Here is a 25,302-nt window from a genome sequence, read left to right as displayed (position 1 = left end):
GATGGCTCTCATTGAGTTGGAGAAGATTTCGAAAAAGTACGGGAAAGATGAGTACACAACCGTTGCGTTAAAAGGCATTGATTTAACGGTGCATAATGGTGAATTCGTTTCTATTATGGGTCCTTCCGGATCAGGAAAATCTACGTTGTTAAATATTATTGGCTGTATGGATGTGCCAACGGAAGGCATTTATCGTCTCGATGGAATTAATGTAACAACATTGCGTGATAAAGAACTCAGCCAAATTCGAAACAGAACGATCAGTTTTGTCTTTCAGCATTTTGCTCTCATGCATAACTTCACCGTTTTTGAGAATGTCGCTCTTCCGCTGTTTAAGCGGGATATAAGTAAAAAGGAGATAAAAGAAAAAGTGGATTATTATTTAGAGAAACTTGGTATTGCCGATTTAAGAAAAAAGAATGTCTCGAAGTTGTCAGGAGGGCAAAAACAGCGAGTGGCCATTGCACGCGCAATGGCGGCAGAAACCGATATCATACTCGCAGATGAACCAACAGGTGCATTGGATCAAGAAAACGGAGCAAGGCTGATGGAACTTCTTTGCCAAATGAACGAAGAAGGGAAATGCATTATTGTCATCACACATGATGAAAAAGTTGCTTCGTATACGAAACGAATCGTTCGAATTGTCGATGGACAAATCCAATCAGACACGAAAGGGGAAAGACAATGAGTAAAAGAGGAATTTGGCCTGTCATTGCGGTCATTATGACAGCGATTATACTTGGCGGATGGTATTATGCTTTTTTCTATAATAACTGTAGATGAGCAAATTCACTAACATAAATTTACATCCATACAAAAAAGGAGACATGAACCCGATTCCTTGATTAGAATAGATGTGTCACCAAACCATTCTCAAGGAGGTTCATGTCTCATGAATAGACTACCACATCACCAAGGAATCGACAAGTTTTTCGCAATGTTGGGGCTGGCCCTTTATTTCTCTAAGCCGGTCATGAAGCATCTCATTCATATTATCGATGCGCTGACAACGAAAGGATTTGCGGGAACCTTGACCGATCTGCATCACGAGAGCTTTCATCCCAACCATCGAACGACACTGAGCCATTTTTTCACGAAAAGCCCTTGGGATGAAGAAATCTTGCTTCGCAAACTCCAGCAGTGGATGCTTCGTCATGTGGAACGAACGGCCAAGCGAGAGAATCACCCCATTTTTGTTTCGATCGATGATACGATCTGCCGAAAAACGAAGCCTTCGTCACAGGCGAAACACGCTATTGAAGGGTGTAATTGGCATTATTCTCACGCGGACAAAAAGTCGATTTGGGGACACTCTCTCGTCTGGCTCATGGTTCATACGATGACGCAAGCCTTTCCCTTTGCGTTTCGCCTCTACGACAAGGCGGATGGGAAAAGCAAGGGTCAATGGGCCATCGAGATGCTTTCTTCTTTGGATGTGCACGGTTCTGTTTATGTGCTGATGGATTCTTGGTACCCATCGAAAACACTCGTGGAAGCCTGCCTGAAAAAAGGATTCCACGTCATTGCGATGCTCAAGACGAATCGGGTTCTCTATCCAAAAGGCATTGCGATCCAAGCCAAGCAGTTTGCACGCTACATCGAACCGGAAGACACCCATCTCGTCACGGTGGGAGAAGAGCGTTATCGCGTGTATCGCTACGAGGGAGCGCTGAAAGGTCTCGATGATGCCGTTGTGTTGTTGGCTTGGAAAGCCGATCAGCCGATGACACCTGAACATCTTCACTGCGTCTTGAGCACCGACCGGGAGCTAAGCGATGAAGAGATCTTGCGCTACTATGCCCAGCGTTGGTCGATCGAATGCTTTTTTCGACAAGCGAAAGACCAGCTGAAGCTCGATGGGTACCGCGTTCGTCAACGTCGGGCGGTGAAACGGTATTGGATCTTGGTGCAACTCGCTTATGTGTACAGTATGGTCGAATCCAACAGCGATTTCTCTACCGGGCTTGACTTCCTTCGAAAGAAGAAAGGACATAGCCTCGTGGAGTTTATTTACGATGCAGCGAAACAAGATATTCCCATTGATGTCGTTAAAAAACAGCTTCATGTGGCATAAGGGGTACTCCGTTTGTCTCTTTTTACATGGTAATTATTGTAATGAAAATTGCTCAACTACAGATACTAATATTTAAAAATAGCTTATCCCTTAACTCTTCTGATGTTAACCCGATCGGTGCATTTAGATCGTCCGTAGTCAAACGATAGACGGCAAGTGCGTCGATAATGCGCAACGCAGCTGGTTTATATGCAGGTCGTGTCAAGCCGCTTTGCACCTTATCTTTCAACGTCTGAACTTTGCCCATGACCTCTCTAACATTCGTATTGCTTCTTAACGACGAGTCTTCTTCAATATATTGCCAGTAGCTATCAAACGAAATGATCCCTGTTTCATTTTCCGGCACTTCTTTTGTCATCAGCTTGCGGATTTCTCTGCTAATCGTTTGCAATACAACACGTTTTTCAGCAATATTTACTTTTTCAAACGTTTCTAAGTATGCTGGATGAATTGGGAATAAATTGACGTACGTCTCCATGTTTTCACTAAGACCATGGTAAAGCGGCGTAAATTTGCTTAAGTGCTCACGAATTAACGCTTTTTGTTTTTCATCTTTTTTCAATAAACGCTCTGACACCACGTAAGCGATGTCTTCGCGGACAATACGCACTTCTTGGAAACGTTCTTTAACGCGACGTAAGGAATCAGCAACAAATTGGAATTTTGGATTATCAAACAACATTTCTTGAATGCCGGCAATAAAGCGAAGACGGGTTTTGCTGCAAACTTCTCCAAATTCGCGTAAAAAGCCTAAGTCTAAAGTAAGTTCTTGCTCTTTCCGCCCCCGCAAATAGTCTAACAGCTCGTCTACGACAAGCATCAGGCCGTGTTCAGGATATTGTTCATGGAATAATTCCATCATTTCGTAAAGCATATCTTTGTTATTTGTCACTTCGTTAGCTTTTGGAAATGTATAATCAATTCCTAAATTAGCCAGCCCTTGCTGCAATGCCTGGCAAATAATGTCGCGCAACGACATCGAGACAGCACCAATTTCTGTTCGGATGACTTTAAATTTCCCTTCAATTTCCTTTGCTTTCTTTGCCACCTGCTCGTTTTTAATATGTTCGCTTGCACCCGGCTGCTCGGCAATGGTAGAGATGACACTCATTAAGTGCGATTTCCCTGTACCGTAGTTTCCAACAATCAACAGCCCTTTGTTATCGACCATACGATCAAACTGAATGTGCTCAAGGATGATTTCGTCCAACTGTTCTGCCATACGGTCTGAAATAACGTATGTATCAAGCAAATGGAACGCGCGCTCTTTATCATCCGCATCACGCAGCTGTACAACAGATTCAATAGGTTCGAATTGGATTAAATCACTATATCTCAGCATATAGAATGTTCCCCCTTTTATACAGTGATGACGATCCCTTCAAAATCGCTACAGGTAAAATATTCTGGATGTGCAGGTATGGCGTATGTTAATGATTTTCCATCATATTGCCCAGGCCAGCATACGATTAGTTTGAAACGTTTGCTTAAATTCTCTAACAATCTTATCGGATGTTGTTGCAATTGTTTATCGAATAAAATTTCCATATCCCCGAGACAAAATGCGGTTTCTTCATATTCTTCCATCCACTTGTTTAATATTTCTCCGACTTGCAAAGGGTAGCTCGCCTTAGGAATGTTTTGCAGTTTTTCGCTTAAGTGACGGTTCAAGTTCAAATAAGGGATGTTGAGCGCTTTTGACAACGATTGGCCTTCCCCTTTTTGTAAACCGACAAGAAAAAGCAACTTATACCATCGGGATTCTAACGCTGCCCATTCTGCTTTAATTTTATGCATGTCCATAATGATTACCTCTTCACACATATTCCCTAAAATATTTTCGTAAAAAACAAAACATCCGTATTCTATCAAACTTTATTATACTTTACATTTTTATGCGATAACAGGGTGATTCTATTTTAATATAAAAAGAGTCATTAAACAGCCCGCAAAACTTCATTAGCACAGAAAAAAATCTCCCTTCTGCAACATAACAAAATGCGCGGGATGGTGTTATCCTTCATTTATTGCTTGATTAGAAAGGAGAAACCAACTCACCTTCTAATTTTCTTCTTTTCGTTTCCTACGCAATCCAAAGCAAAATGAGCAAGCCTAAAAAGCCAGCGGCCGCGAAAAACCATTTAAAAAGAAACTGGCTCCTTTCTCGCGTTTCAGCGATAGCAATAAGGAAGCCAGTTTTTCTTATGATAAGATAAACAGTATGAAACAAGCTAAAGCTAAATCGACGCCTCATTCCTTACTCCTCTTTTCCACTCATCCAAAAACGCGGGCAGCCGGCTTTGGTACGGAACGATGACGCGCTGGTAGTAGGTTTCCCATTCTTTTGGCTGCTTAAGAATATTTACTGTAGATGAGCAAATTCACTAACATAAATTTACATCCATACAAAAAAGGAGACATGAACCCGATTCCTTGATTAGAATAGATGTGTCACCAAACCATTCTCAAGGAGGTTCATGTCTCATGAATAGACTACCACATCACCAAGGAATCGACAAGTTTTTCGCAATGTTGGGGCTGGCCCTTTATTTCTCTAAGCCGGTCATGAAGCATCTCATTCATATTATCGATGCGCTGACAACGAAAGGATTTGCGGGAACCTTGACCGATCTGCATCACGAGAGCTTTCATCCCAACCATCGAACGACACTGAGCCATTTTTTCACGAAAAGCCCTTGGGATGAAGAAATCTTGCTTCGCAAACTCCAGCAGTGGATGCTTCGTCATGTGGAACGAACGGCCAAGCGAGAGAATCACCCCATTTTTGTTTCGATCGATGATACGATCTGCCGAAAAACGAAGCCTTCGTCACAGGCGAAACACGCTATTGAAGGGTGTAATTGGCATTATTCTCACGCGGACAAAAAGTCGATTTGGGGACACTCTCTCGTCTGGCTCATGGTTCATACGATGACGCAAGCCTTTCCCTTTGCGTTTCGCCTCTACGACAAGGCGGATGGGAAAAGCAAGGGTCAATGGGCCATCGAGATGCTTTCTTCTTTGGATGTGCACGGTTCTGTTTATGTGCTGATGGATTCTTGGTACCCATCGAAAACACTCGTGGAAGCCTGCCTGAAAAAAGGATTCCACGTCATTGCGATGCTCAAGACGAATCGGGTTCTCTATCCAAAAGGCATTGCGATCCAAGCCAAGCAGTTTGCACGCTACATCGAACCGGAAGACACCCATCTCGTCACGGTGGGAGAAGAGCGTTATCGCGTGTATCGCTACGAGGGAGCGCTGAAAGGTCTCGATGATGCCGTTGTGTTGTTGGCTTGGAAAGCCGATCAGCCGATGACACCTGAACATCTTCACTGCGTCTTGAGCACCGACCGGGAGCTAAGCGATGAAGAGATCTTGCGCTACTATGCCCAGCGTTGGTCGATCGAATGCTTTTTTCGACAAGCGAAAGACCAGCTGAAGCTCGATGGGTACCGCGTTCGTCAACGTCGGGCGGTGAAACGGTATTGGATCTTGGTGCAACTCGCTTATGTGTACAGTATGGTCGAATCCAACAGCGATTTCTCTACCGGGCTTGACTTCCTTCGAAAGAAGAAAGGACATAGCCTCGTGGAGTTTATTTACGATGCAGCGAAACAAGATATTCCCATTGATGTCGTTAAAAAACAGCTTCATGTGGCATAAGGGGTACTCCGTTTGTCTCTTTTTACATGGTAATTATTGTAATGAAAATTGCTCAACTACAGTTAGTATGCTATTAGATATGGATGAGGAAAATCCAGCTGACTTTTTGCGAACAACGATTGAGTCTGTTTTAAAACAAATTATGACAGCTGTCAGCTTCCAATATATTTCCGCCAACCAGGAAAACGGACAATATTATCTAGATATCAAAAAAGATATTGCTGTAGATGAACTGATCGAAAAACGCGGCGAAGAGTTAACCGACAATCAATTGGACAGCTACTATTTTGACGTACTGAAACAAGCAATGGAAGTGCTTGACCATCCATATGTGACAGGTTATAAAATTTGGCTGCATGAAATTCCGTGGGATGCTCGCCGTGTCAAACGACAAGGATATATCTTTTTCGGAGCGCCAAATGAACGTTCTACTGCCCAGCCGGAACGTGATTTCTACATTTATATGCTGCAGCCGTTTGAACCGCCGAAATTCCGCGATGAAGAAAAGCCGGATGAAGTATTTTTCCGGATGACGAAAAAAGATGACGAGTTCGTCCGTTTATTGCGGCTATACGGCGGTGCAAAAGAAATGAGCAATGATGCGTCAACGACAAAACAGCTATATTTAAACAAAGTCTCATATTATTTAAAACGCCTTACTACTTGGTTAAAAGACCATTTTGTCGATGCATTTGAAATTCAATACCGCGGCAAAAAAGGGTCTGTTTTTGAATTTGGGATGTTTCTTCCTGGCAACGCGACATTAATTGAATTGGTAGATACGGTGGCAGAAGGGCTGTTAAGCCAATGGTTTGAAGAAAAGTACAGCGATTATCCATCATTCCGAAAACTGGAAAGAACGTATTTAACGAAAGATAATCTAGCAACATATGTGAACGACGCGCTTTCCTATTTAAATGGAAGAAAAACAAACCAAGGGGAAGCCATTTTAAATGGATTAGTGCTATTGGACCAAAAAGGCGAAATTAACGTCCGCAACTCTGGCTACGCCCGCTGGGTGATAGAAAAACTTGAAGAAAAAGGAAACGGACAAGTAGTAAATCAAAATGAACTCATTGAAACAGTCTATACAGCGCAAGGCACGGAAGATATCCGGCTGACAAAAGAATTCCGTATGGAGCCGGAACTGCTCGTTGTCGTACTAGGTGCCCTTATCCAGCAGGGGGAAATCGTTGTAACGGTAGACAATAAAACATACGAAGCAATGAACTTTGCGGAATTTATTAAACTTCCTTTAAGCAAATTGACGAATTTTAGCCATATTAAAAAGCCAAGCGGTCTTCCGGTCGCGGCGATTCATGCATTAGTGGACATGTTTGACGTTCCAAAAGGAAATGTGACCGATCAAAATTGGCTTGATTTTGCCATTAGGCAAATAATTAGCGGCGCTAAACAAGCGTTGGACAAAACCGTAAGAATGATAAACGATGTACGCCATCAATTTCAAATTTGGGACGGTCCGTTATTTTCCAATGACGAGCGTGCACAATATATCGCGAAGCTAGAGAGTCTAAAATCATTTTTAGAAGGCCTTCAAGTATACAACACGCGGGCGAAGCTTACTAACTTAAAATATGGCGTTCTAGAAATCGAGCAGCAAAAAGAAAACTTAGCGGTCGTTGAACAACTAGAAAAACTGGAACAAAAAATCCATGAATGTACAAAAATAGTGAATTACTTATCAACCGCTCTCCACATAATGAAAACAAATAAAAATTGGGCTGAAAACGTCGATATCGCGCTAACCAATCTCGCGGGAGCGCTAAAAGAAAACGGTGATTGCATAGAAGAAATTCGTGAGTTAGAAAAATTGAAAGAAGAATATATCCAACAATATTTGCAACTGCATCACCAAGCGCGGCTAAACGCGACAGAGGAAAATAAGAAAAAAGCGCTGTTAAATGATAAACGTTATTTGGCATTAAAAGAGTTAGCGTCAAGAATCGACTTATTGCCGCGTCAGGCATTAGATGAGTGGGTAAAAAACATTCAAGCGCTGAAGGCTTGCTATCAGTTAACTCGCGAACAGCTAGAGCATCAGCAAATTTGCCCGCATTGCAAGTTCAATCCGAACGACGAATTGATGGTACAGCGATATTCATTAGAACAATTAGAGGAGCGGCTGGATGATTTGTTAAATACATGGACCGAGACGCTGTTAACAAACTTTAACGATTCGATGGTGCAGGAAGGAATTTCATTGTTAAGCGAAGAGCAACGACAACTCGTCCAAGAATTCATCAACAAAAAGCAATTTGATTTACCGATTAACATTGGCTTGTTGGAAATCATTAATGATTTGCTGAAAGGAATTCATAAAGAAGAAATTGATGTAGAACAGCTTATCAAAATGATGGGCGACGGCAATCCGTTAACGATCAGTGAAGCACGAAAAAACTTTGAAATGTTAATGAAAGCGATTGTCGGCAACAACCAGCCGGAGCGCGTACGCATTGTTGTGAAGAAATAGAAGGAGGAGACAGCATTGGACGAAAAACAACTATCGCTTCTTGATGATCATGAACAAGCAGACAACGGTCCCGTTGTCTGCTTAGGCATGACATTTAAAAATGATGAAGAACGGCGGGAATACTTTCGGAATGAACTGCGCAAAAAACTGCCGGAACTAAAAAAAATCGAAGGCTTCCCAATCGGGGATGATGAAGATATTATCGCCCTATCCGATCCGCCGTACTACACCGCATGCCCGAATCCGTGGATTAACGATTTTATTGAAGAATGGGAACGGGAAAAGAAAGAAAAGTATGGTAGAGATGAGAATAAGGAGTATCATCGGGAGCCATTTGCGGCAGATGTGAGTGAGGGGAAGAATGATTCTGTATACAACGCTCATAGCTATCATACGAAGGTACCCTATAAAGCGATTATGAGATATATTTTACATTATACAAAACCTGGAGATATAGTTCTTGATGGTTTTTCTGGAACAGGGATGACCGGTGTAGCAGCAAGAAGATGTGGAAATAAAAAATTCATTGAAGATTTAGGATTCTCTGTACAAGATGACAATGTAATTGATAAAGATGGAAACATAATATCAAAAATAGGGGAAAGGAAATCTATTTTAAACGATTTATCGCCAGCAGCTTCTTTAATAGCCTATAATTACAATTCTATCCCCAATGTAGATAGGTTTATTAAAGAAGCAGAAAAAATTTTACAAAAGGTTAAAGAAGAATGTTCTTGGATGTATCAAACTAATCATCAAGATTCAACATTTAAAGGAATAATCAATAATATTGTTTGGAGTGATGTTTTCATTTGTCCAAACTGCACTAATGAAATAATCTATTGGGATATAGCTGTAGATAAAGTAAATAAGAAAGTCCTAAGTAAATACAGTTGTAACCATTGTGGTATAAACTTAGAAAGAAGAAGTCTTGAAAGAGCCTATGAAACAAACTATGACCCTTTTATACAAAAAACAGTTTATCAAAAAAAAGAAGTACCAGTATTAATAACTTATACAACGAATAATGGCAATTATGAGAAAACTCCTTCAGAAGGAGATTACGAATTATTAAAACAGATAGAAAATATGGAAATACCATATTGGATTCCTACAAATTTATATATGAACAAGGGCGAAAAATGGGGAGATACTTGGCGTGCTGGTATTCATTTTGGGATAACTAATGTTCACCACTTTTTTACAAAGAGGAATTTAATAACATTGGCGACCTTTCTACATTACGCTAGGGAATCGAAATTTTTTAATCATCTAATTTTCTTTTTCCAAGCATCTATAACCAGAGCGACAAAAACTAATCGTTTTAGATTTGGTGGTACTGGTGGATTAAGTGGAACTCTTTATATCCCTTCTTTAGTTTTTGAACGAAATGTATTAGCTTTATTAGAAAAAAAACTGAGTGATTATAAAAAGGTATTAGAAGAAGAAAAAACGGATAACAAAATGTATTCGATTATTTCAAATCAGTCTACATCTTGTATATCTAACATTAAAGAAAATTCTATTGATTATATCTTTACTGATCCTCCATTTGGGAAAAACTTGATGTATTCAGAACTTAATTTTATATGGGAATCGTGGCTAAAAATCATTACAAATAATAATAAAGAGGCTATAATGAACGATTCCCAGATGAAGGGTCTTCCGGAATACCAAAAAATTATGGAACAAAGTTTTAGTGAATACTATAGAGTTTTAAAACCTGGTAGATGGATGACAGTTGAGTTCAGTAACTCACAAGCCTCTGTATGGAACGCTATCCAAGAAGCTATCCAAAAAGCTGGATTCGTGATTGCGAATGTTTCTGCTTTAGACAAAAAACAAGGCAGTTTCAAAGCGGTAACTACTACAACAGCTGTAAAACAAGACCTAGTCATTTCTGCCTATAAGCCTAAAACCGAACATATTGAAAAGATGCGTCGGGAGCAAAACACCGAAGAATCTGCTTGGACATTTGTTCGTCAACATTTAGAGCAATTGCCGGTATTTATTGGGCATAAAGGAGAAGCGCAAATTATCGCAGAACGAACACCGCGCATTTTATTCGACCGTATGGTGGCGTATCACGTGCAAAACGGTTTGCCTGTTCCGATTTCATCGGCAGAGTTCCAGGCAAAAGTGGCACAGTGGTTCCCAATGCGTGACGGGATGGTATTTTTAGAAAGCCAAGTCGCAGAATATGACAAGAAACGGACGTTAGTAAAAGAATTTGTGCAAATGAGCTTGTTTGTAACGGATGAAACGAGCGCGATCGAATGGCTGCGCCAGCAGTTATTAAAGAAACCGCAAACGCGCCAAGATTTGCATCCAAACTTTATGAAAGAAATCCAGCATATTGCCAAACATGAGAAACTGCCAGAACTTGACGATTTGCTCGAGCAAAACTTCCTAAAATACGAAGGCGACGGACCAGTGCCAGATCAAATTGCCAGCTATCTCCGTCGAAATTATAAAGATTTGCGCGGATTGGAAAACGATGATCCGCAGCTGAAAGAAAAAGCGATGAACCGATGGTATGTGCCGGATCCAAACAAACAAGCAGATTTAGAGAAACTGCGCGAAAAGCGTTATTGCGGGAGTTTGAAGGATATGTAGAAGAATTGAGCAAGAGCAAGAAAAAGCTGAAACAATTCCGTACGGAGGCGATTCGTGCCGGATTTAAGAAGGCATGGAGCGAAAAAGATTACGAAACGATCGTGAAAGTCGGTGAACGTCTTCCGGAAAACGTTATTCAAGAGGATGATAAACTGCTGATGTATTACGATAATGCGCAAATCCGTTTAGGAATGTAATAGGAGAAAAAGCCTGGTTTTTACGGAAAAATCAGGCTTTTTCCCATTTCTGCTGGTATAATGGATTCAAAGAAATTAGTAATTTTAGGTGATAACATGAAAACGTGGCGTGAGGAAGTACTGGAAAAATTTATTCATATCCCGTATTCGCTGCTGTTGATAAATGATCCAGATTTCTTATTGAATGACGAACAAATTCTTCAACAATTAAGAAGTACTGGATACGAAGTAGTGCACTTTCACGACAGCATTTTCACCCGCTACTTGTATGAAACCCAATTTCGTGAAAGAGTGGAACAAGACGAGTTAAGGCTGCTTATTTATAGCAATGAAACGGAGGAAACATGTTTTCCATACGACTTTTTACAACAAGGTTATCATATACGACTGCATATTCGTGACTTGTTTCCAAAATTTTCAGCAACCGTGGTCCGACAGTTAGATAAAGACGACTTTGATGGATTATATGCTGCTCATAAATCGTATCAAGGGTCTAACAGTGACAAGGAAACATTAGAGTATATCGTGAAACATGTTTATAAAATCCCTTACGAATTGATTGACAGTGAAGTGGAGCTATATAAAATGCTTCTTTCCATCCATTATGAGAAAAAACAATTGCCGCAAAAAGTGCAAGAGTTTTTAATCGAAAAGCTAGCGGAACGAAATGAATTAAAAGAGATGCCAGTGAAACGTTTGCTGATGTCATCTAGTTATTTTTTTCAGTATATTGAAAAACAATGGGTGGAATTTGTTCAGCAGTTGTCGGCGATAGAAAAGGACCTCATATTAGAAGAAAGTGCTTTTTATTTAGCCCATCCTTTTTCCAACCCAGATGTAAGAAGACTAATGAATGATTTGTTTACAGAAGGATATATACGAAAAGCAAAAATAGACGTAACCCGTTCTTTTCCGTCATGGATGAAATCTGGTATAGAAGAAATAGAGAAAGAGGATTCAATGGAGGAAAAACTTCGTCACCTTTATGATAAAATAGTTGAGCAAATTCCAGCGGCAAGCCGTTATAAAGATTGGCTACATATGATGGAATGGATGGCGGAATATAAATGTACCATTCTAGAAGCAAATAAACGGGAATATGAAGAAGAAGCGTATGCTCTTTTTCAGCAAGTAAACGGGGCGTTCGAGCAATGGATGATGACGAATTACCGCTCCTTAACAAGCCTGCCGCCCATCCCGAAGCCGAAAATGGTGCACCATATTGTGCAGTTTCTCGCTGCAAAACGTGCGCAAAACGAAAAAATTGCGTTGCTTGTGATGGACGGCATGAGCTATGTTCAATGGAAGAGAATAAAACATTATTTAGAAAATAAAGGTTTTACTTTTGAAGAAGATGGTGTATTTGCGTGGGTACCGACATTGACATCGGTTTCTCGTCAGGCTATCTTCTCTGGTCATTTTCCATCGGTATTTTCGCAGTCGATTCATACAACGGCTAAGGAAGAGAATTATTGGAAAACATTTTGGGAAAATAACGGGGTGCTGAAGCAATATGTTTCCTATCAAAAAGGATTAGGAAAAGATCGTTACAAAAAGGAAGAGATCGCAGCATTTCGGCGTCCGAGTATCAAAATATATGGCGCGGTGATTGACAGTATTGACCGATTCATTCATGGAGCTGTACAAGGGGAAAAAAGTTTAATGTCCGAATTGCAATTATGGCTGCATACGGACTACTTAGCGCAGTTATTAGCCGATTTGCATGATGCGAAATTTACGATTTATATCACTTCTGACCATGGAAATACGGAAAGTGTCGGAATCGGAAGGATCTCTGAAGGGGGATTAGCGGAACAAAAAGGAGAGCGTGTCCGCATTTACGACGATGTTGTTTTATGGCAAGATGCAGCGAAAAAAATCAACGGAATTCCTTGGCAAGGAGCAGGGCTTCCAAAAGATTATTACGCTTTATTAGCCCCATATGGACAAGCTTTCGTTCATAAAAATGAACGAATTGTCAGTCACGGTAGCATTAGCATCGAGGAAGTGATCGTTCCATTCATCAGAGTGATTGCGCATTAGGAGGATCATACATGGTAAAACCAGTAGGATTTGATCAAAAAATCATGTTGCATCATTTAGATTTTACAGCGAATGAAGCAAGAAAATTGTCAAGAAAAGAGATGTATGAAGCTTTAGATTACTTTTTGCGAAGCGATATTCAAGGGGCAAAATCTAGGAAAAATGCGATTACGATGTTAATGAAAATATGGTATTTAGTGGACGAGAATGTGATTCGATTACGTGACAGCGTGTTGGAATTATTTCCGCATTTGACGAAAGAAGAGAGGCTGCTTTTGCATTGGGGAATGACCATCCTTGCGTATCCGTTTTTTAAAGATGTTGTCTATGAAATGGGAAAGCTGTTTCGTTTGCAGGATGAAATACCAAGCGCTGTCATCGGAAGAAAGATGAAGGAGTTGTATGGAGACCGAAGACGTGTCGAAGTGGCAACGAGCGCGGTATTAACGAGCATAAAAACATGGGAAGCGGTTGGGTGGTTAAAAAGCCGGGCGTATACGCCGTTGCCGAAGGTCATCATTACCTCAAAGGAACTTCATCCATTTATTGCGGAAGTCATTTTGCGGGCAATGAATGTGACTGCGATACCTGTAGATTTTCTTTATCATCATCCTCTATTTTTTCCGTTTTCGTTTACGATCAGTACAGAGTCATTGCGGAATGCCCACCAATTTAGCGTGCACCGCCAAGGTATAGATCAATTGATTGTCGAATTATGCGAATCGTGATGGCATGGGGGTAATGAAGATGTTTCATGCTGGTGAGGTCGTTTATGGTCCGTATTTTCCTGAAAATGTCGAAGTAAAACGTTGCGAACTATTGGAGGATTTCTATATTATTGAAGCAATTGGGCGGGAAACGCATCAGTTTTATGAATTAATGCTGGAAAAGGAAAAAATAGCGGAGTTGAAAAGATTAAAGGAAGATGCAAGCCATCAACCTGTACAAGGCGAGGACATTCAGCGGTATTTACAATATTTGATGCTCCGTCATGAGATGATGTATTCTCGCACACGGGCATTAGGGAACAAGAAGCTTCTCCCATTGCCGCACCAAATTGAGGCGGTGTATGGAAGAATGCTTCAAGTTCCGCAAATCCGCTTTTTACTTGCGGACGATCCTGGCGCGGGGAAGACGATTATGGCAGGAATGCTGATCAAGGAATTAAAAGCAAGATATAGCATCGAGCGCATTCTTATTTTAACTCCCCCGTTAGTCGTCAAGCAGTGGCAAGAAGAAATGATGGAGAAGTTTCACGAACATTTCTCGATTATGAACCGCCATGTAGTCAAAGAGTACAGCGGGAAAAATCCGTTTGTCGATCACCGTCAATGTTTAGCATCGATGTATTGGGCGGCGCGGGAGGATGTGAAGCCGCTTATTCAAGAGGCCGATTTCGATTTAATTATCGTCGATGAAGCCCATAAAATGGCAGCGTATACCCAAGGAACAGTAAAAAAACGGATAACAAGAACGAAGCTGTATCAATTGGGCGAATCGATTTTACGGAAAGCGCCGCATTGTTTATTGCTTACTGCTACTCCGCATAAAGGCGATATGGAGAATTTTCGCCATTTAATGAGGTTAATTGATGAGGATGTTTTCGCAAACATAAAAGGAAATGAAAGCTTGCGTGAAAAAACCAACCCGTTTATGATTCGCCGTTTAAAAGAAAGCATGAAAAATTTTGATGGAACACCGCTGTTTCCGAAGCGGACGACAAAAACGATTCAATATACATTGACCGAAGAGGAACTAGCTTTATACAACGCAGTTACAGATTATGTAAGGGAACATTTTAACCGTGCGATTCGAAACGGAAGCCATAGCACGGCGTTTGCCATGATGCTGCTGCAACGCCGGTTAAGCTCTTCCCTAGAAGCCATTTTATTATCTTTAAAAAGAAGATATAAACGATTAGTTCATTTATACAAACAGACAGAGCAAGAAAGACGGAAGTATGTAAACAAAATAAATCAAATAGAGTGGGATAATTATTTAGAAGAAGACAGCGAACAGCAGGAGCAATTGGAAAAACAGATAGTGCAGGCAGTGGACTCGGTTGATCCAGTGGAATTAAAAAAAGAAATCATCGTATTAAAGAAATTAATCGAACAAGCGGAAAATTTGCGTCTGTATGCGGTGGAGAAAAAGTATCAAGAATTAGAAAAAACATTGTTTGGTACAAACGGCCTGCTTCAGCAAAACGAAAAAATTCTCATTTTTACGGAGTATGCGGATACATTGAATTATTTACTGTAGTTGAGCAATTTTCATTACAATAATTACCATGTAAAAAGAGACAAACGGAGTACCCCTTATGCCACATGAAGCTGTTTTTTAACGACATCAATGGGAATATCTTGTTTCGCTGCATCGTAAATAAACTCCACGAGGCTATGTCCTTTCTTCTTTCGAAGGAAGTCAAGCCCGGTAGAGAAATCGCTGTTGGATTCGACCATACTGTACACATAAGCGAGTTGCACCAAGATCCAATACCGTTTCACCGCCCGACGTTGACGAACGCGGTACCCATCGAGCTTCAGCTGGTCTTTCGCTTGTCGAAAAAAGCATTCGATCGACCAACGCTGGGCATAGTAGCGCAAGATCTCTTCATCGCTTAGCTCCCGGTCGGTGCTCAAGACGCAGTGAAGATGTTCAGGTGTCATCGGCTGATCGGCTTTCCAAGCCAACAACACAACGGCATCATCGAGACCTTTCAGCGCTCCCTCGTAGCGATACACGCGATAACGCTCTTCTCCCACCGTGACGAGATGGGTGTCTTCCGGTTCGATGTAGCGTGCAAACTGCTTGGCTTGGATCGCAATGCCTTTTGGATAGAGAACCCGATTCGTCTTGAGCATCGCAATGACGTGGAATCCTTTTTTCAGGCAGGCTTCCACGAGTGTTTTCGATGGGTACCAAGAATCCATCAGCACATAAACAGAACCGTGCACATCCAAAGAAGAAAGCATCTCGATGGCCCATTGACCCTTGCTTTTCCCATCCGCCTTGTCGTAGAGGCGAAACGCAAAGGGAAAGGCTTGCGTCATCGTATGAACCATGAGCCAGACGAGAGAGTGTCCCCAAATCGACTTTTTGTCCGCGTGAGAATAATGCCAATTACACCCTTCAATAGCGTGTTTCGCCTGTGACGAAGGCTTCGTTTTTCGGCAGATCGTATCATCGATCGAAACAAAAATGGGGTGATTCTCTCGCTTGGCCGTTCGTTCCACATGACGAAGCATCCACTGCTGGAGTTTGCGAAGCAAGATTTCTTCATCCCAAGGGCTTTTCGTGAAAAAATGGCTCAGTGTCGTTCGATGGTTGGGATGAAAGCTCTCGTGATGCAGATCGGTCAAGGTTCCCGCAAATCCTTTCGTTGTCAGCGCATCGATAATATGAATGAGATGCTTCATGACCGGCTTAGAGAAATAAAGGGCCAGCCCCAACATTGCGAAAAACTTGTCGATTCCTTGGTGATGTGGTAGTCTATTCATGAGACATGAACCTCCTTGAGAATGGTTTGGTGACACATCTATTCTAATCAAGGAATCGGGTTCATGTCTCCTTTTTTGTATGGATGTAAATTTATGTTAGTGAATTTGCTCATCTACAGTTATTTAGAGAAGAAACTGCTTGAACGTGTGCCGAAAGTAGCGAAAATAGTCGGAAGCTTTTCGATCGAAGAACGCCGAAGACAAGTAGAGCTGTTTCGAAATGAATGTTCGATTATGCTAGCAACAGATGCGGGCGGCGAATCGATTAATTTACAATTTTGCAATCAAATGATCAACTATGATATACCATGGAACCCAAATAAATTGGAACAGCGGATGGGGCGTATTCATCGGGTTGGGCAGAAAAACGAAGTATTTGTATTCAACCTAGTCGCCCAAAATACTCGTGAAGGCACTGTCATGACCCGCTTGTTGGAAAAAATGGAGCGGATGAAAGAAGACTTAGGAGCGGACTTAGTTTACAACTTTATCGGCGAAGTGATTGAAGAAAAATTTGAAAGCTTGGCTAATTTAATGCAGGAAGCGATTTTAAATCGCGAACGTTTAGATGAAGTGATTGCGAATATGGAGAAAGTATTGTCGGAAGAACATCGAAAATTGCTGCAATTGATGCAAGAAGAGCGATTGGCTGAGGATCCAATTAATTTATCCGTGTTAAAACGGGAACAAAATGATTTAATGGTAAAACGCGTGCCTGTACGTGCATATGCCGATTTGGCAACATACATTTTAAAAAAGAAAAAAGTACGTGTTTACGAATCAAATGATGGAAAAGTAAAACGAGTGGAGCGTTTGCCGAAATTTATTCGTGATCATCTTCCTGAATTGTCCCAGTATCAAGGAGAAAGTTTTCGTTTTACTGGGTTTCGTGAATATGAAACAGAGGAAGTGGCGCTGTTAACGGGTGACCATCCAATTTTTCGATTAAGCATGGATTTAATGAAAAAGGAAATAGAAAAACATGATTGGGAAAGATATTTAGTTACCTATGATGTCCCTGAATCGTTGATGGTAGAAGTATATCAGGTTCGCATTGTAGATGGAACTGGAAAAGAGTTAGAAAATCATTTTATCCATCTAGCAAAGCGGGAAAATGGCGAAATTGTGGTTCTACATCCGTATTGGCTATTTGCAGGCAATTTTTCTGATCAAGTTCTAGTATTAAATGATTATACATCCAATGATCATACCATCCATGTCATTAAGCATTCTTCCTTCATTCGCGATCAAATACAAGCGAAGCGCCAGAAACAGCTGGATAAAATACTGTCATTTTTGGAAAAATCATTCCATCAGCAATACCAAGATCTGTTGGAAAAAATAGATCAATATCAAAAGGAAAATATCGATAACCGCAATAGTGCTCTGATTAACCAAATGAATGCTCGCATTATTGACTTGGAGATGAAAAAGGAAGAGCGTTTAACCCTCATCCGGCGCCAAAAAAACATTAGTATGAAACCGCCGAAAAAAATGCTTTCCTTACAGCTTGTCCCATCGGGGCGCAGTACGAGAGTCATGGCGGTAGATTATAAAGAAATGGTAGAAACGTATGAAAAGGCAAATGGTAGAATGAACGTTAAAATGTTTGATTGCCTTGGATTGGTAGATTTTTATAGCGAACGGTTTAATGGAGAAGAACGCTATATTATTTTAACGAATGACCGTAACTATATGCCGTCTGAACAGCATCTTGAAGATTTATCCGACATTTTGTCCAACGTATACATTTATGTTGTCCAAGATGGTCAAATTGTTGAAGAAAGGTCAATGAAGAAGGAAATGCTTATTTTGTAATTAATTTGTTGAAGAAAACTCATTACATTATTCATATAAAATGTCATTAGCAACAGAGGTGGCAAGAATGAAGCATTTGCAGCAAAAAATTATTGAATTTCGCGATGCGCGCAATTGGAAACAGTTTCACACCCCAAAAGACTTAGCGATTTCATTATGCCTAGAAGCAGGAGAGCTGCTGGAAAATTTTCAATGGAAAAGCAGTGAAGAGGCCGTGCAAACAAACTTGGAAAATATAAAAGACGAAATTGCCGATGTAGTCATTTATGCGCTCCTGCTATCGCATGAATTAGGGATTGACATGGAAAAAGCTGTTATGGATAAAATAAAGAAAAATGAGCAGAAGTATCCAGTTGAGAAGTCCTTTGGGTCAAAAAAGAAATATACTGAACTGTAAGGGTAGAGAGGGAGAAAAATGCGGTTATATTCTGGAACTTCAGAGCAATTTGTACAAGATACAATACAGAATCAAATTGCTGAAAAATTGCGTCAAAGTTTTTTTCACCATTTTCATTATTATCCTTCTCCATCGGAAATTAATTCTTGGAAAAATTCTTTACGTGCATTGTCGCTTGTCTTTATGAATGCTGGATTAAAAGACCACGGGGTTTTGTTAGAGTATCAACTGCCTTCTACTTCCAAACGGTTAGATTGTATGGTAACAGGAAGGGATGAGCGTGGAGAAGAACAGGCTGTGATTATCGAATTAAAGCAATGGGATCGTTGCGAGGAATCCAATGGCGAAAATGAGGTTGTAACATGGGTTGGAGGCACCAAGCGGGATGTGCTTCATCCATCGGCGCAAGTTGGTTTTTATCAGATGTATTTGCAAGATACCCATACAGCATTTTATGAAGATGATTGCGTCCACTTATCGTCATGCGCATATTTACATAACTATCATTACGATGAAAATGACGTGATTTTTGCACCGAAGTTTCAGCAATTATTAAGAGATTTTCCCATCTTTACAGCAGACGATGTAGATAAGCTAACTCATTTTTTAAAATCAAAATTATCCAAGGGAAATGGCATCGATATTTTAAGAAAAATAGAAAATAGCAAATATCGTCCAAGCAAAAAACTCATGGAACACGTCGGGAACACGATTAAAGGTAAGAAAGAATATGTGCTGCTCGACAATCAACGAGTTGTTTATGATAAAGTGTTTGCATTTGCGAGGGAAGGCTTCCACGATAAACGGAAGCATGTGGTCATTGTCAAAGGAGGCCCGGGCACAGGCAAATCCGTTATCGCATTGAATTTGCTTGCGGATTTATCCTTAGCTGGTTACAACACGCATTATGCAACTGGGTCGAGGGCGTTTACGGAAACGTTAAGGACCATTATTGGAAGACGAGGGTCCGTGCAATTTAAATATTTTAATAGTTATACAAAAGCACAGTACAATGAAGTAGATGTGCTTATTTGCGATGAAGCGCACCGCATTCGCAAGACGAGCAACAGCCGATTTACGAAAAAAGAAAATCGTTCAAATATCCCGCAAATCGCCGAGATTATTAATGCGGCTAAAGTATCTGTATTTTTCATTGATGACAACCAAGTGGTCCGCCCTGATGAAATTGGTTCGACCGCTTATATTGCCAAGTATGCACTAGATAATGGATGTCAAGTGTATATTGAAGAGCTAGATGCGCAATTCCGGTGTAACGGTTCAGAGGGGTTTATCAATTGGATCAATAATACACTAGGCATTCGTCAAACTGCGAATGTTCTATGGGATATAAATGATCCATTTGAATTTAAAATTTTTGATTCACCATTTGAATTAGAGAGAGCTATTCGTGAAAAGGCTAAGCAAGGATATTCCGCGCGCCTAACCGCAGGATTTTGTTGGCCGTGGTCTGATCCGAAGGCAGACGGAACCTTGCACAATGATGTAGTCATTGGAGAGTTTCGACGTCCATGGAATGCTAAGCCCGATGCAACACGGCTTGCGCCAGGTATACCAAAAGCGACGCTATGGGCGCATGATCCTAACGGGATGAATCAAATTGGATGTGTTTATACGGCGCAAGGATTTGAATTTGATTATGTCGGTGTGATTTTTGGAAAAGATTTAACCTATAACCTAGATGAGCAACGCTGGGAAGCGCATAAAGAACATTCCTATGACACTGTTGTTAAAAGATCAAAGGACAAGTTTATTGATTTAGTAAAAAATACGTATCGTGTTCTTCTAACACGAGGAATGAAAGGATGCTACGTGTATTTTATGGATAAAGACACGGAGAGGTTTTTCAAAAGCAGAATTCAGTATCAATCTACAATGGATGCAGACCGAGTGGCGGAAGAAAGAATGGAATATTGAGATTTTCCTAGCGCTCACTGGAAAAAAAGCAAAACCCTTATACTGCATAGACTTAACTTCCGATCTTTTCATTAATATAGAAGCCGCATTGGCTTCTTTTTTACTGCATTTTACAATATTTGATAACATGTTTTTACAAAAGTTGATAAAATCAGATTAACTAAGTCTTTCTATCTATGACAAAGGAAGGGGGAATGCTATGACAACGATTTGCAAAGCTGACTACTATTACGGAGCGTTGCTTTCCGCGCTGGTTAATGGAGGGCTAGCGCCTGCACTGTTTGAAAAAGAAAACGACAATCGGCAAATATACGAAGTCACGACGAATAAAGCGAGTTATATCATTTATACGAAGTACAATACCACTCCATCAGGCTCCAAAGATTTTACCTGGTCTTTTTCGTTTAGCGACAATGAGATCGAAGAAATTACTAAGATTCATCAGGAAAACAACAAAGAAAAAGAATTTATCTTTGCCTTCATTTGCGGGCAAAAGCAATTAAGCGACTACAACCAAGTCATTGCCATCGTCTACTGGACGAATTTCTCGAGTGCGTGGATATCGAAAAAGAACAGATTCGTGGAACGGCACGGCTGTCCGTGAAAGCGGTCAAAGGTTCCCCGTGGCTTCGCATTTACGGCAGCAAACGTGCCGATATGTTGGATGGGAAAGATAACACGATTAAGATTGAAATAAATCGGTTAGTGAATTTGTAACAGAATATGATGTGGGGGAAAGTTACGTGGGAGTAAAAATAAATATACCCGTCCAATCGTAACGTTTTGCCCCGAGGAATTAGATAAGTGGAGAAGCGGAGAAAGGGCAGATTGCCAGGACTCGTATTGCAGAAAACTGCCTGGTACGAAAGGATTTAGCGAGTTTGTAGTGGGGCGTTATTTCGAGTCATTGGGATATCGATGGATTCATCATGATTACAATTTATTTGGCGTCAATCGGCTCGGTAAATACCCTGCCGCTGAAGAAGTGTTGCGGAAGTATTTTGGAGATGAACGATATGAACAGGGGAGGCAGTTTTATCGTATTTTGTCGCCTTACATCCACGTTCAGGAACCCGATTTGTTAATTTATCGCCCCAATTTTTCCGAAGTGCGGTTTGCGGAAGTGAAGCGGATGGATACGAATGATCGTTTAAACGAAGCGCAAATAAGAGGATTGGCGTTGCTGAAATTACTATACGGTTGTGAGGTAGAAGTTTTTTACGTCGTTGAAGAAGGAAAGGATATACCAGAACGTTTGTTTGTATTGAGGGTTAAAAAAATCTCCTGTATACAACATGATACATTGCAACAATGATAGTGCGTTAGCAATATTTCCAATGGCTTTAACACCAGATGAACATCCTGTCTGTCACTAATCTGATAGTTAATAATCTCATTATTGTATAAATCAATAATTGCAGAAGTTGTTTTTATTTCATTATTCGACAGGATTTTTGGTATAATAAATTATGTCAAAATATAAAGATTTTTCTAAATATGCGATTAATGTATGAAGGGAGAGAAACTTAATTGCAAGAAGCTTTATACGAGGGAAAACTTTTCTATCTAAAAGCTTATCTTGATACAGTGGAGGATATAAAAGCCGAGTTAGAAAAACTAAAAAAGAGAGCCGATAAAGGCGCATTTCGTTGCCCTTATTGCAATGACACATTGATTTTGAAAGCTGGTGATATTCGAGAAGAGCATTTTTCACATCGCTATTCTCGATCTTGCGAAATTGCAGAGGCGAGTGAAACATATCATCAGCAAATCAAACGAGAGTCTAAAACACATTCTGTTATGAAGGAAATTATATACAATGAACTAAAAGGTCAAGAGAAAATCAATGAAAATATGCAAGTAGACTATGGATATATTGCTAAAGGAAAAGAAAAATGGCGTTATTACCCAGATATTATTGTAAAAAACGCAGATGAGGAAATAGCTATTACCATTTTAACGAATGTAACAGCTAATAAAGATGAGAAACTCGTTAGACAAATACGAAATCGTAATCGTTATTATCAAAATAAAGGGATGCAGACGATATGGTTTGTTGAAGATGCCGAAATGTCTGTAGATATGAATCATCACGTCATTCATTTATGGGAAGCGGAGTTGGATATTGCCATAAAAACTGAAGAGGATTTGAAATGGGAGAATATATTAAACCAATTGCCAATTGATGAACCGTTGTTTAAGTTGTTTGATTATCACCATCGTAAGGCCCCGCAATCATTTGATGTTCGCAGTTTATATTATGTACATTCAACAGAAACAGAAATCGTTTTTACCGTTCACCGTTTTATTGTCGATGAGATAGAATATCCGTTTCGAGCTTTTGCGCTAAATGAAGGTTATCGCATCAGCTTGTCAAAAGCACTTCTCACAAAACAAACGATTCAATTAAGTGATCCGGAGGTGGAAGAAAAAATCGGGAGCTTTTTAAAGAAGTCGTCAAACAAAAAGTATTGGAAAAGAAAGAACAGACTGGAAAAGAAAGTATAAATCGTGAACAGCAACACGTGGTTACATCCTCATACACTCCTATACAGAAATCAAGAAACTCCTCTTTTCAAAAATTAAACAACAGCGAACATATAATGTTTCCGTTACTTGATGAATCTTTACAAAATGCTATCTATGATTATGTCCAGTCGGTCTCTATTATCTCGGCTAGTAAACTTACTAGATACCTAGTAAATGAATGTGGTGCTCCTAGTGAAACTTTTTCAACAGGCAGATTTAAAATATACCCTCATGTTTGTAACTTTCTTGACTATTTAGCTGAGCAAGGGATTATACAGCTGTTACGAAAAGATGGGGTCAATGATCGGGTTTATGGTAGTTGTTGAAAAATCGATAGGTCTCATCTCCCATTCCTCAGGGTAGGTGAGTTCGCTTTTTGAAAAGGACATATTAATCATTTTGTGGCTTAGAAAATTATCATTTTGTTGCCCCTTTTTTCTAATTTGCTGTCATAGACACTCACCGAATGGCAGAAACCGAGGATAGATTTGTGGAATTCAGTCAAGGAGTTGCTAATGCCAGCATTTCCATCTTTCATGCGAACGATCTATGACATTTTATAGGGAATGTGAAAAAGAGAATAGGTTTCTTTTTTTATCTCTTGTTCTCTCTGTGATGATATGGTGAAACCAAACACATTGATTCTTATGTTTTTTTGGTTATAGCTCAAAAACATACGTAATAGAGTAAATAACTGATGACGTCTTCGATGATTCAGTTTTGGATAAAAATTAAGAGACAAACAATAGCTAAATAGCTTTTAACTGTAATTCGATGTTTCATCAAATATGCGTATAAGAGCCACTTTAGTTTAGCAGTTACAACTTGTAAATTTTAGTCATCTAACGTTTAGCGAGAATAGTGCTAATTATGAAAATAAAAGGTGAAAAGGAAAAATTTCAAATTTACCTTAGTGAAATTCCATTAAGTTATTTTTATTTTGGATATAAAAAAGCAAAACATTATGTATTAAAAGAAACTAGTTTTTGTGATTATTTAGATTTAGAAAATTTTGAGCGTGACCTTGATCAAAACATTAAATCTATACAGGAAGATTTTAAAAAATATAATGAGGAAGATTCAATAAATAAATTGGATCGTTATAAATTACAACCAGCCATTCTTTATTGGTATCCAAAATCATGGGATGAGGATCGAAATCCACGACTACGTCCAAAAGCTTTGTTTAAGTTTCGCGATCAAGTAGCATGGGCTACAGTTGTTTTAGCATTATCGGAGTGGTTTGACACTAATCCTTCCATGAAGGATATTATCTCTTTAGAAGATAAAGGAAAAAGACGATCATTAGAATGGATGGTACCATGGAGTTTTAATAATCGCTTGAAGAGAATCCATCAATATGATTATGAAAAAAAGGAATTTCAGCGGGGATATATTCATTATAATGGGTCCAGCCTGTATGAAAGTTATCAATGGGGGCTTAGACAATTAAACAGTCAAATGAAACAAGCTTTTTTAAGAATTATTGAAAAACATGGGACAGCGTATCAGGGAAAAGCCGATATTCAAGAATTCTATCCTACGTTAAATAAAGAGCATATAATAGAAATGTTTAAAAAAAGATTGACCACTCTTGTGGAAAATGGGGTTTTAAAAAGCAAGGAAGGTTGGATACAACTATTATCGGATTTATTAAACTATAAATTTGAATGTCCAGATATTGAAATATTAAAAGGATATAAGCAAGCAGAAAAATCCTATTTCCTGCAATATGCCGAAAAAATAATGAAAAACAAAAAAAGCGACTTGAATGAAGAAAATGCTCTTGAAAAATTAACAGAGTATTTAAATAATACTCTCCCTTTAGATTTAATTTCATCAGGATTTTTATCAAATTGTGTATTAACTGAATATTTGGATAAACCTATCAAAGAGTTTATCGAAACAGAACAAAAAATGAAAAAATAGAAACTTATATTTTTCGTTATACAGACGATATTTCGATAATTTCTTCATCTAAAGAGTTTATTCCAAAAGTCATTCAAAAAATAAGAAAATGCCTTAAAGATATT

At 39.7% G+C, this 25,302-nt stretch carries 18 protein-coding genes and 1 pseudogene; 16 read left to right on the top strand and 3 right to left on the bottom strand.

All coding sequences use genetic code 11. The features are described 5' to 3' along the window. The first annotated feature begins 1 nt into the window (after position 1). Positions 2–691: an ABC transporter ATP-binding protein gene (locus NXM86_RS11440; protein ID WP_171699323.1), complete on the top strand. Its 690-nt coding sequence runs from the start codon at positions 2–4 to the stop codon at positions 689–691. A gap of 204 nt (positions 692–895) precedes the next feature. After that, on the top strand, positions 896–2,077 hold the full coding sequence (locus tag NXM86_RS11435; protein ID WP_081189990.1) for an IS701 family transposase: 1,182 nt from the start codon (positions 896–898) through the stop codon (positions 2,075–2,077). 52 nt (positions 2,078–2,129) lie between these two features. On the opposite strand, the gene NXM86_RS11430 is transcribed toward NXM86_RS11435, so the two are convergent. Then, complete coding sequence (locus tag NXM86_RS11430) at positions 2,130–3,419, bottom strand: DUF6079 family protein (RefSeq protein WP_498958057.1); 1,290 nt, start codon at positions 3,417–3,419, stop codon at positions 2,130–2,132. Between the two features lie 17 nt (positions 3,420–3,436). Beyond that, on the bottom strand, positions 3,437–3,880 hold the full coding sequence (gene brxF, locus NXM86_RS11425; RefSeq protein WP_062679358.1) for a BREX-3 system P-loop-containing protein BrxF: 444 nt from the start codon (positions 3,878–3,880) through the stop codon (positions 3,437–3,439). 681 nt (positions 3,881–4,561) lie between these two features. On the opposite strand from brxF, the gene NXM86_RS11420 reads away from it, so the two are divergent. The 7 genes from NXM86_RS11420 (at position 4,562) to NXM86_RS11390 (ending at position 15,352) form a co-directional block, all read left to right on the top strand. Beyond that, positions 4,562–5,743 carry an IS701 family transposase gene (locus NXM86_RS11420; protein WP_081189990.1) on the top strand — a complete coding sequence of 394 codons (1,182 nt, stop codon included), beginning with the start codon at positions 4,562–4,564 and terminating at the stop codon, positions 5,741–5,743. 79 nt (positions 5,744–5,822) lie between these two features. Then, the gene (locus tag NXM86_RS11415; RefSeq protein WP_498958055.1) at positions 5,823–8,234 is read left to right on the top strand and encodes a DUF6079 domain-containing protein; all 2,412 of its coding nucleotides are present in this window, start codon (positions 5,823–5,825) and stop codon (positions 8,232–8,234) included. A gap of 15 nt (positions 8,235–8,249) precedes the next feature. Then, positions 8,250–10,850, top strand: a complete 2,601-nt coding sequence (locus NXM86_RS11410; protein ID WP_498958053.1) for a DNA methyltransferase — start codon at positions 8,250–8,252, stop codon at positions 10,848–10,850. Between the two features lie 5 nt (positions 10,851–10,855). Next, positions 10,856–11,047: a hypothetical protein gene (locus NXM86_RS11405; protein WP_498958052.1), complete on the top strand. Its 192-nt coding sequence runs from the start codon at positions 10,856–10,858 to the stop codon at positions 11,045–11,047. A gap of 96 nt (positions 11,048–11,143) precedes the next feature. Then, on the top strand, positions 11,144–13,090 hold the full coding sequence (pglZ, locus tag NXM86_RS11400) for a BREX-3 system phosphatase PglZ (protein WP_498958050.1): 1,947 nt from the start codon (positions 11,144–11,146) through the stop codon (positions 13,088–13,090). An 11-nt stretch (positions 13,091–13,101) separates the two neighbouring features. Continuing rightward, positions 13,102–13,818 carry a hypothetical protein gene (locus NXM86_RS11395; RefSeq protein ID WP_062679361.1) on the top strand — a complete coding sequence of 239 codons (717 nt, stop codon included), beginning with the start codon at positions 13,102–13,104 and terminating at the stop codon, positions 13,816–13,818. A gap of 19 nt (positions 13,819–13,837) precedes the next feature. Beyond that, entirely contained in the window at positions 13,838–15,352 is a 1,515-nt protein-coding gene (locus NXM86_RS11390) for a DEAD/DEAH box helicase (RefSeq protein ID WP_498958047.1), read from the top strand. A gap of 56 nt (positions 15,353–15,408) precedes the next feature. On the opposite strand, the gene NXM86_RS11385 is transcribed toward NXM86_RS11390, so the two are convergent. Further along, on the bottom strand, positions 15,409–16,590 hold the full coding sequence (locus tag NXM86_RS11385) for an IS701 family transposase (protein WP_081189990.1): 1,182 nt from the start codon (positions 16,588–16,590) through the stop codon (positions 15,409–15,411). A 93-nt stretch (positions 16,591–16,683) separates the two neighbouring features. Here NXM86_RS11385 and NXM86_RS11380 point away from each other — a divergent pair, with 93 nt between their 5' ends. From NXM86_RS11380 to NXM86_RS11350, 7 genes and pseudogenes are all read left to right on the top strand, one after another. Continuing rightward, positions 16,684–18,408, top strand: a complete 1,725-nt coding sequence (locus NXM86_RS11380) for a helicase-related protein (RefSeq protein ID WP_498958046.1) — start codon at positions 16,684–16,686, stop codon at positions 18,406–18,408. A 67-nt stretch (positions 18,409–18,475) separates the two neighbouring features. After that, complete coding sequence (locus NXM86_RS11375) at positions 18,476–18,805, top strand: nucleotide pyrophosphohydrolase (RefSeq protein WP_328267040.1); 330 nt, start codon at positions 18,476–18,478, stop codon at positions 18,803–18,805. Positions 18,806–18,823: 18 nt separating this feature from the next. After that, entirely contained in the window at positions 18,824–20,740 is a 1,917-nt protein-coding gene (locus tag NXM86_RS11370; RefSeq protein WP_328267039.1) for a DNA/RNA helicase domain-containing protein, read from the top strand. Positions 20,741–20,939: 199 nt separating this feature from the next. After that, positions 20,940–21,457 (top strand): annotated as a pseudogene (locus NXM86_RS11365) (hypothetical protein). A 169-nt stretch (positions 21,458–21,626) separates the two neighbouring features. After that, positions 21,627–22,055, top strand: coding sequence for a hypothetical protein (locus tag NXM86_RS11360; RefSeq protein WP_498958045.1), 429 nt, complete (start codon positions 21,627–21,629; stop codon positions 22,053–22,055). A 215-nt stretch (positions 22,056–22,270) separates the two neighbouring features. After that, positions 22,271–23,248 (top strand): DUF6035 family protein, encoded by a 978-nt coding sequence (locus tag NXM86_RS11355; protein WP_498958044.1) that lies wholly within the window; start codon positions 22,271–22,273, stop codon positions 23,246–23,248. 891 nt (positions 23,249–24,139) lie between these two features. Beyond that, positions 24,140–25,198, top strand: coding sequence for a hypothetical protein (locus tag NXM86_RS11350; protein WP_498958043.1), 1,059 nt, complete (start codon positions 24,140–24,142; stop codon positions 25,196–25,198). Positions 25,199–25,302: the final 104 nt, after the last annotated feature.

Source organism: Geobacillus sp. CX412, assembly GCF_027942335.1.
GTDB classification, from domain to species: Bacteria; Bacillota; Bacilli; order Bacillales; family Anoxybacillaceae; genus Parageobacillus_B; species Parageobacillus_B toebii.
Note: the sequence above shows the minus strand (reverse complement) of the source record. Positions and strands in the feature narration are given on the sequence as shown.